Below are 9892 nucleotides of genomic sequence, written 5' to 3'. Positions count from 1 at the left end.
GTTACATTCCGAACCCGGAAGCTAAGCCTCACAGCGCCGATGGTACTGCAGGGGGGACCCTGTGGGAGAGTAGGACACCGCCGAACAATCATTCAAAGGGTTGGACCCCGAACTTCGGTTCAGGGTCCAACCCTTTTTTGTTTCCGGCCACTTGGTGTTCACATGGCCACGCAAGCATCCGCGGCATGGGTACTGCTGCACTGCTCAGGGCCGCCGGCGTCGGAGTCGGTGACGAGGTCGTCGTGCCGGCGTTCGGGAACGTGGAGGTCGCGGAAGCGGTCGTCCAGGCCGGTGCGTTGCCGGTGTTCGCCGACATAGACCCCGTGACGTACTGCCTCGACGCGTCGGCGGTCGAGGCGGCTGTGACCGCGCGTACGGCGGCCGTGGTCGTCGTGCACCGCTTCGGGCGGTCGGCGGACCGGGCGCGGCTGCACGCGGCCGGACAGCGGCACGGGCTGCTGGTGCTGGAGCACGGCGAGTCCGAGGCGCCGCACGAGGAGACGGCACGGCGCCGGGAGCGAGCCGCCTATCTGGACGCGCGGCTGCGGGGCGTACGGACGCCCGACGGGGGCGACGGGCACATCTACCAGCAGTACGTGGTGCGGGTACCGGGGAACGGACGGCCGGACCGGGACGCGTTCGCACGGGCCGTACGCGCCAAGGGAGTCGACTGCCGGGTGCCCGTGAAGACGCCCGTGCACCGGCTGCCCGAGTTCCGCCGCTGCGTGTCGCTGCCGGAGACGGAGCGGGCCGCGGAGGAGACGCTGGCGCTGCCGGTGGACGCCGCTCTGACGCGACGGGAGATGCAGCGGATCGTCACCGCGTGCAATGCGCTCGGCGGACCGGTCGTGGTTGGGAGCACGGCTGTGTTCGGGGTATGATCTATTCCGTTGCCGAGGGGGAAACCCCGAAAAGGCGACAGGCCCCCATAGCTCAGTCGGCAGAGCGTCTCCATGGTAAGGAGAAGGTCAACGGTTCGATTCCGTTTGGGGGCTCCGACAGGAAAGACCCCGCCCTTTCGGGCGGGGTCTTTCGCGTTTTCGCCGCGTTTCGGTGGGTCCCGGTGAGTGGGGGAGTGTGCGGGTCCCCCGGCGGGGGACCCGCACGGGTCAGGAGTTGAGGACCTCCGGGACGCGCATGGCCAGGATCGCCATGTCGTCGGACGGCGCGTCCGAAGCGAAGCGCTCCACGGCCCGCATGATGCGGGCGGCGACCGCGCCGGCCGTCAGCCCCGTGCACGTGGTGAGGACGTCCGCGAGGCCGTCGTCGCCCAGCATGCGGGTGCCCTCGCGGCGTTCGGTGACGCCGTCGGTGACGCAGAGCAGGACGTCGCCGGGATCGAGCGTGACCGACTGCTCGTACAGCTCCAGGTCCTCCATCACGCCGAGCAGCGGCTGCGGTTCGGCGGCCGGTTCGACCGTGCCGTCCTGCCGCAGGCGCAGCGGCAGCGGATGACCGGCGCAGACCACCTTCAGCCGGGCGCTGCCGTCCTCCTGGGGCCACAGCTCGCCGTAGAGGAGTGTCAGGAAGCGGCTGCGGGCGCCCTCGTCGAGGATCGCGGAGTTCAGGCGCTCCAGGACCGCGGGGCCGCCGTAGCCCTCGCGGGCCAGCAGGCGCAGGGCGTGCCGGGCGAGGCCGGTGACGGCCGCCGCCTCCGGGCCCGTACCGCAGACGTCGCCGATGGCGAAGCCGTAGGCGCCGTCGCGGATGGGGAAGAGGTCGTAGAAGTCGCCGCCGACCTCGTTGCCCTCACCGGCCGCGCGGTAGATGACGTCGACCTCGACGCCGTCGATCTGGGGCAGGCCGGGCGGCAGCAGGCTGCGCTGGAGGGACTGGCTGATGGCGGTGCGCTCGGAGTAGAGGCGGGCGTTGTCCAGGGCGAGCGCGGCGCGGCGGCTGAGGTCCTCGGCCAGTTCGAGGATCTCCTGGCGGAAGTGCTCGTCAGTGGGCTTGCCGAGGGTCAGCATGCCGATGACGCGGTTGCGGGCGACCAGGGGCAGGACGACCGTCTCGCCGCCGACCGCCGCGGCGGTGGCGAGGGTCGGGCCGATGGTCGTACCGATGCGGTGGTGCGAATCGCCCAGGCTGAGGCTGCGCATGGAGGTGCGCAGGGCCGCCTGGTGGGCCGCCTCGCCGGGCGCGGACCAGACGCGGGCGCCGGGGGTCGGCACCGGGTCGGGCGGGGCGATCTTCGACAGCAGGGACTTGATGCCGTCGATCAGTTCCTCGTCCTCGTGCAGCACGTAGGAGAGGTAGGGCTCGGACGCCTGGTCGGCGATCGTGTAGACGGCGCACCAGGTGGCCAGGGTGGGGACCGTCATCTGGGCCATCAGGGCGAGGGTCTGGTCGCGGTCCAGGGTGCCGGCCAGCAGGTCGGACGCCTCGACGAGGAAGCTCAGCGAGCCGCGGCGCAGCCGTTCCAGCTCGCCGAGGCGGGCCGACTCGACGGCCAGGGCGATGCGGTCGGCGGCGAACTGGAGGCGCAGCGCCTCCTCGTTGGAGTATCTGCCGGGCGCCTCCGCGGCGACGCCGAGGGAGCCGGTGAGGCGGCCCTCGACCTTCAGCGGGACCGTGACGACGGAGCGCATGCCCGTACCGCCGAGCAGGGGCACGGCGCCGGGGGCGGCGGTCAGGTCGTCGTGGACGGCGGGCATCCGGGCCGAGCCGTAGCGGCCGGGTCCGGCCTCGACGGGGACGCGGGCGAAGCGCTGGCGGGCGGAGGGCAGGCCGGTGGAGGCGCGGACCTCCAGTTCCGTCTCGTCGTCGGTGGCCAGGAGCAGGAAGGCGGCGTCGCCGTCGAGCATGTCGCGGGCGCGTTCCACCGTGCGCTGGAGGAGGCCGTCGAGGTCGTCGGGGGCGGGGGAGCCGATGAAGACCTCGAAGGGGTCGGTGCCGCTGCCGTCCGCCGAGCCGGACTTGGTGTCGCCGGAGGAGGCGGCGCGGACCGGGGTCTGGAGCACGGCGCGCTCGTGGTCGCGGACGAGCAGGCAGACCGTCGAGGGTTCGCCGCCGGTGTCGCGGACGCGCAGATGGGAGGCGTAGACCGGGATGACCCGGCCGTGGGCGCCGCGGATGCCGTAGCTGCCCTCCCAGCGGGACAGGCGCAGTGCCTCGGCGATGCCGGTGCCGGTGCCGGGGGTGTGCGGCCAGGCCGCGAGGTCGGTGAGGGGCTTGCCGGTCACCTGTTCGGCGGAGTAGCCGAAGAGTTCCTCGGCGTCGTCGTTCCAGGCGGTGATGGTGCCGCCGCGGTCGATCTGGACGACGGCGACGCGGACCCGGCCGTCGGCGAGCGGGAGCATCTCGGCGGGCAGGGAGGGACCGGCGGTGCGGGTGCCGACCGGGCGTTCGGGCAGGTCGAGGCGGAACCAGACGTTCTTGTGCGTGGGCGTGTACTCCACGCCCCAGCGGCCGGCGAGGGCCGCGCACAGCTGGAGTCCGCGTCCGCCCTCGCGGTCGGGGCTGCCCATGGAGACGGCGGCGCTCTGGAGCGGGACCTCGCGCTCGGGGTAGCGGTCGGCGACCTCGATGCGCACCCCGTGGTCGCTGCGCAGGCACAGCACGTCCGCCGCGGTGCCCGCGTGCACGACGGCGTTGGTGACCAGCTCGCTGGTGAGGACCACGGCGTCGTCGACGATGTCGCCGAAGCCCCACCCTTGGAGGGTGTCGCGGACGAAGGAGCGGGCGGTCGCGACCGATCGCCCCAGTGGCTCGAAGCTGGCGGCCGCGCGCGCGGTGATCACAGAACTCCTCGTCCGGTCGTCGGCATCCCGGCCCCCGCGGCCGCCCGGTTCGCCCCGCTGCTCCGGCAGCTGGGGAGCGTTCGGCCCCGTCGGCCGTGGCTCCGGGGGCTGTCCCCCGGGGATCACTCCGGTGGTCATGTGTGCGGATGCCCTCCGATGCCCGCTGGTCTCCCTGCCACCGTCCAGGCCGGACGGACCGTGGCTGGACAGCCGCATGCAAGGTTACTTACCTTCGCCGTCCGTGCGGATGCCGGTCACCAGTGTTTTCGCCCGGAGGGTGTGCGGACGGTGTGCGAAGCTGCCGAACTGTTATGGCCTGGTTCCGCAGGGGTGAAACACTGGGCAGGCTTCTGTTGACGGTGCGGACGGGCCGAGTGCGGTCCCCGTATGCGGGGCAGCAACCCCTGGTGGGGCTGTGACCCCGGGTGCGGCCCGGTCGTACCGGGGCGGAAGCGGCGCGGCAGTGACGAGGGCGCGGGCCGGGGCGACGGACTAGTCGTACCGGCGCGGCGTCATCGGATCGGCAGGACCGGCAGCAGTATCCGGAGCACAGCAGTGACGGTCGACCCCTGCGGGAGGGACACAGTGGAGTCTGGCGCAGCGACGCGGGGCACGAAGACGCGCGCGAAAGGCGGTCAGTCCGGGCAGTCCCTGAGCAGTCGGCGCACGCCGAGGGGTGCGACGACGACGGTCGACACGGCCGCCCTGAACCGGCTGCTGGCCGCGCTGGTGGGGATGCGGGACGGGAACTTCCGCAAGCGCCTCACGGTGTCCGGGGACGGCGTGATGTCGGAGATCGCCGCGGTCTTCAACGAGGTGGCCGACCGCAATCTGCATCTGACCGGTGAGCTGTCGCGGGTACGGCGCGTGGTGGGACGTGAGGGAAAGCTCACGGAGCGGCTGGAGACGGGCGCCTGCGAGGGGTCCTGGGCCGCCGCGATCGACCACTCCAACGCGCTGGTCGACGATCTCGTACGGCCCGTCTCCGAGGTCGGCCGGGTGCTGTCGGCGGTCGCCGAGGGCGATCTGTCGCCGCGCATGGAGCTGCGCACGCAGGCGCCGGAGGGGGCCGGGCATCCGCTGCGGGGCGAGTTCCTGAAGGTGGGCCGGACCGTCAACAACCTGGTCGACCAGTTGTCCGCGTTCACCGACGAGGTCACGCGCGTGGCCAGCGAGGTGGGCACCGAGGGCAAGCTGGGCGGTCAGGCGCGGGTGCGCGGTCTGTCGGGTTCCTGGAAGGACCTCACGGACTCCGTGAACACCATGGCGTCCCGGCTGACGGCGCAGGTGCGGGACATCGCGCTGGTGACCACGGCGGTGGCCAGGGGCGATCTGTCGCGGAAGGTCACGGTCGACGTGGCCGGGGAGATGCTGGAGCTGAAGAACACCGTCAACACGATGGTGGACCAGCTGTCGGCGTTCTCCTCGGAGGTGACGCGCGTCGCCCGCGAGGTGGGCACGGACGGCATCCTGGGCGGCCAGGCGCATGTGCCGGGTGTCGACGGCACCTGGAAGGAGCTCACCGACTCGGTGAACCTGATGGCCGGGAACCTGACGGCCCAGGTGCGCGGGATCGCGCAGGTCACCACCGCGGTCGCCAACGGCGATCTGTCGCAGAAGGTGACCGTTCCGGCGCGCGGCGAGGTCGCGCGGCTCGCCGAGACGATCAACCAGATGACCGAGACGCTGCGGATCTTCGCGGACGAGGTCACCCGGGTGGCCAACGAGGTCGGCGCGGAGGGCAGGCTCGGCGGGCAGGCGATCGTGCCGGGCGTGGCCGGGACGTGGAAGGACCTGACGGACTCCGTCAACACGGTGTTCCGGAACCTGACCACGCAGGTGCGGGACATCGCCGCGGTGACGACGGCGGTGGCCAGCGGTGACCTGTCGCAGAAGGTCACCGTGGATGTGGCCGGCGAGATGCTGGAGCTGAAGAACACCGTCAACACGATGGTCGACCAGCTGTCGGCGTTCGGCGCCGAGGTCACCCGGGTCGCGCGGGAGATCGGCGTCGAGGGCGAGCTGGGCGGCCAGGCGCAGGTGCCGGGCGCGGCGGGTACCTGGAAGGACCTGACGGACTCCGTCAACACCGCGTTCCGCAACCTCACCGGCCAGGTGCGCAACATCGCCCAGGTGACGACGGCGGTGGCCAACGGCGACCTCTCCCAGAAGGTCACCGTGGACGTCTCCGGCGAGATGCTCCAGCTGAAGAACACCGTGAACACCATGGTGGACCAGCTGTCCTCGTTCGCCGACCAGGTGACCCGGATGGCCCGTGACGTGGGCACCGAGGGGCGCCTGGGCGGCCAGGCGCGGGTGGACGGCGTGTCGGGTACGTGGAAGGAGCTGACGGACTCCGTCAACTCCATGGCGTCCAACCTGACGGGCCAGGTGCGCAACATCGCCCAGGTGACGACGGCGGTGGCCCGCGGTGACCTCTCGCAGAAGATCGACGTGGACGCGCGCGGCGAGATCCTGGAGCTGAAGAACACCATCAACACGATGGTCGACCAGCTCTCCGCCTTCGCCGACCAGGTGACCAAGGTGGCGCGCGAGGTGGGCACCGAGGGGCGGCTCGGCGGCCAGGCGCAGGTGCCCGGCGTCGCCGGGGTGTGGCGGGACCTGACGGACTCCGTGAACGGCATGGCGGGCAATCTGACCTCGCAGGTGCGCAACATCGCGCAGGTCGCCACCGCCGTGGCCCGCGGCGATCTCTCCCAGAAGATCACCGTGGACGCCCGCGGGGAGATCCAGGAGCTGAAGAACACCCTGAACACGATGGTGGACCAGCTCTCCTCGTTCGCCCAGGAGGTCACCCGGGTGGCCCGCGAGGTGGGCACGGAGGGCATCCTGGGCGGCCAGGCCGAGGTGCAGGGTGTGGCGGGCACCTGGAAGGACCTCACCCAGTCGGTGAACTTCATGGCGAACAACCTGACCATCCAGGTCCGCAACATCGCCGAGGTCACCACCGCCGTCGCCAAGGGCGACCTGTCGAAGAAGATCACCGTCGACGCCAAGGGCGAGATCCTCGAACTCGTCACCACGGTGAACACGATGGTCGACCAGCTGTCGTCCTTCGCCGAGCAGGTCACGCGGGTCGCCCGCGAGGTGGGCACGGAAGGCATCCTCGGCGGCCAGGCGCACGTGCGGGGCGTCGTCGGCATCTGGAAGGACCTCAGCGACAACGTCAACCTGATGGCCAACAACCTGACCATGCAGGTGCGCAACATCTCCCAGGTCGCGGCGGCGGTCGCCAACGGCGACCTGACGCGGACGGTGACGATCGAGGCGCGCGGCGAGGTCGCGCAGCTCGCCGACACCTTCAACACCATGGTGAAGACGCTGAGTTCCTTCGCCGACCAGGTGACCAAGGTGGCCCGCGAGGTGGGCACCGACGGCATCCTGGGCGGGCAGGCGTACGTGCCGGGTGTGGCGGGGACATGGAAGGACCTCACCGAGTCGGTGAACCAGATGGCGTCCAACCTGACCGGCCAGGTGCGCAACATCGCCATGGTGACCACGGCCATCGCCAAGGGCGATCTCACCAAGAAGATCGACATCGACGCGCGCGGGGAGATCCTGGAGCTGAAGACGACCATCAACACGATGGTCGACCAGCTGTCCAGCTTCGCCGAGGAGGTCTCGCGCGTGGCCCGCGAGGTGGGCACCGAGGGGCAGCTCGGCGGCCAGGCGCGGGTGCGGGACGTCGACGGCACCTGGCGGGACCTGACCGAGTCGGTGAACGAGATGGCCGGGAACCTGACCCGCCAGGTGCGGGCCATCGCGCGCGTGGCGACCGCCGTGACCCGCGGCGACCTCAACCTGAAGATCGACGTGGACGCCTCCGGGGAGATCCAGGAGGTCCAGGACTCGATCAACAAGATGATCGCCAATCTGCGCGACACCACGATCGCCAACAAGGAGCAGGACTGGCTCAAGGGCAATCTGGCCCGGATCTCCGCGCTGATGCAGGGCCGCCGCGACCTGGTGGACGTGGCCTCGCTGATCATGAGCGAGCTGACGCCGGTGGTCTCCGCGCAGCACGGCGCCTTCTTCGTCGCCATGCCGCTCGCCGACGACAAGGACCTCGGCGGTGACCAGGAGGACGCCTACGAGCTGCGGATGCTCGGCTCCTACGGCTACTCGATGGGCTCCATGCCGACCTCGTTCCGGCCCGGTGAGGCGCTGATCGGGACGGCCGCCGAGGAGAAGCGCACGATCCTGGTGGAGCGGGCGCCCAACGGCTATCTGAAGATCTCCTCCGGGCTCGGCGAGGCGCCGCCCGCGCAGGTGATCGTGCTGCCGGTGCTGTTCGAGGGCAAGGTGCTGGGCGTGATCGAACTGGCGTCGTTCACGCCGTTCACGCACATCCAGAAGGACTTCCTCAACCAGATCGCGGAGATGATCGCGACCAGCGTCAACACCATCTCCGTCAACACCAAGACCGAGCAGTTGCTCAAGCAGTCCCAGGAGCTGACCGAGCAACTGCGCCTGCGCTCCGAGGAGCTGGAGCAGCGGCAGAAGGCGCTCCAGGCGTCCAACGCCGAACTGGAGGAGAAGGCCGAGCTGCTGGCCCAGCAGAACCGCGACATCGAGGCGAAGAACTCCGAGATCGAGGAGGCCCGGCAGGTCCTGGAGGAGCGCGCCGAGCAGCTCGCGGTGTCCATGCGCTACCGCAGCGAGTTCCTGGCCAACATGTCGCACGAGCTGCGGACGCCGCTGAACTCGCTGCTGATCCTGGCCAAGCTGCTCGCCGACAACGCGGAGGGCAACCTCTCCCCGAAGCAGGTGGAGTTCGCCGAGACGATCCACGGCGCGGGCTCGGACCTGCTCCAGCTGATCAACGACATCCTGGACCTGGCGAAGGTCGAGGCGGGCAAGATGGACGTCTCCCCGACGCGTATCGCCCTCGTCGAGCTGATCGACTACGTGGAGGCCACCTTCCGGCCGCTGACCGCGGAGAAGGGCCTGGATCTGTCGGTGCGGGTGTCGCCGGAGCTTCCGGCCACGCTGCACACCGACGAGCAGCGGCTGCTCCAGGTGCTGCGCAATCTGCTGTCCAACGCGGTGAAGTTCACCGACTCGGGCTCCGTCGAGCTGGTCATCCGGCCCGCGCGTGGTGATGTGCCGCAGGCGATCCGGGAACAACTGCTGGAGGTCGGCTCGCTGACCGATCCGGACACGGAGATGATCGCGTTCTCGGTGACCGACACCGGTATCGGCATCGCGGCCAGCAAGATGGGTGTGATCTTCGAGGCGTTCAAGCAGGCCGACGGCACCACCAGTCGCAAGTACGGCGGTACGGGGCTGGGGCTGTCCATCTCGCGGGAGATCGCGCAACTGCTGGGCGGCGAGATCTACGCCCAGAGCGAGCCGGGCCGCGGCTCCACCTTCACGCTCTATCTGCCGCTGCACCCGGGGGACCTGCCGCCGCACGGCTACCAGCAGCCCGTGTCCGCCCTGGACACCGACGACCTGGTGGAGGCCGGCGAGCCGCGGCTGACCGAGCTGCCCGGCGTGTCGCACGCCTCCGAGCTGACGGCGGCCCAGGTCGAGACGCCGGCCGAGGTGAAGTCGTACCAGGAGACGCAGAACGGCGCCGCCGCGCTGTTCCGCCGCCGCCGCAGGGCGCTGCCCGCCGCCGGGCAGCAGGGACCCGAGGACGGGCCGGAGCAGTGGTCGCCGCAGATCGCGGAGCCGTCCGGGGCGCCGCAGCAGAACCGGGACGTGCGGTTCGGCGGCGAGAAGGTGCTCATCGTCGACGACGACATCCGCAACGTCTTCGCGCTGACCAGCGTCCTGGAGCAGCACGGTCTGTCGGTGCTGTACGCCGAGAACGGCCGCGAGGGCATCGAGGTCCTGGAGCAGCACGACGACGTGGCGGTGGTGCTGATGGACATCATGATGCCCGAGATGGACGGGTACGCGACGACCACGGCGATCCGCAGGATGCCGCAGTTCGCGGGGCTGCCGATCATCGCGCTGACCGCGAAGGCCATGAAGGGCGACCGGGAGAAGGCGATCGAGTCGGGTGCCTCCGACTATGTGACCAAACCGGTCGATCCCGATCATCTGCTGGGCGTGATGCGGCACTGGATGGGCGAGGAGTGACGAGGAGTGACACGGTCGCGGGGCCCGCGGTGATCCGGGTT

General features: G+C 70.6%; 3 protein-coding genes, 1 tRNA gene and 1 rRNA gene. 4 read left to right on the top strand and 1 reads right to left on the bottom strand.

Features of this window, described 5'->3' with window-relative positions:
• From rrf to ACWDYF_RS18245, 3 genes are all read left to right on the top strand, one after another.
• Window positions 1–86: ribosomal RNA gene (gene rrf, locus ACWDYF_RS18255) — 5S ribosomal RNA — on the top strand; the annotation flags it as partial.
• A gap of 99 nt (window positions 87–185) precedes the next feature.
• Window positions 186–881 carry a DegT/DnrJ/EryC1/StrS family aminotransferase gene (locus tag ACWDYF_RS18250; RefSeq protein WP_026252012.1) on the top strand — a complete coding sequence of 232 codons (696 nt, stop codon included), beginning with the start codon at window positions 186–188 and terminating at the stop codon, window positions 879–881.
• Window positions 882–922: 41 nt separating this feature from the next.
• A tRNA-Thr gene (locus tag ACWDYF_RS18245) sits at window positions 923–995 on the top strand.
• A gap of 114 nt (window positions 996–1109) precedes the next feature.
• On the opposite strand, the gene ACWDYF_RS18240 is transcribed toward ACWDYF_RS18245, so the two are convergent.
• Window positions 1110–3878 carry a SpoIIE family protein phosphatase gene (locus ACWDYF_RS18240; RefSeq protein WP_389470038.1) on the bottom strand — a complete coding sequence of 923 codons (2769 nt, stop codon included), beginning with the start codon at window positions 3876–3878 and terminating at the stop codon, window positions 1110–1112.
• A gap of 447 nt (window positions 3879–4325) precedes the next feature.
• On the opposite strand from ACWDYF_RS18240, the gene ACWDYF_RS18235 reads away from it, so the two are divergent.
• Window positions 4326–9851, top strand: coding sequence for a HAMP domain-containing protein (locus tag ACWDYF_RS18235; RefSeq protein ID WP_389470035.1), 5526 nt, complete (start codon window positions 4326–4328; stop codon window positions 9849–9851).
• The last annotated feature ends 41 nt before the right edge of the window (window positions 9852–9892 follow it).

The organism is Streptomyces sp. NPDC003284, assembly GCF_053589675.1.
Note: the sequence above shows the minus strand (reverse complement) of the source record. Positions and strands in the feature narration are given on the sequence as shown.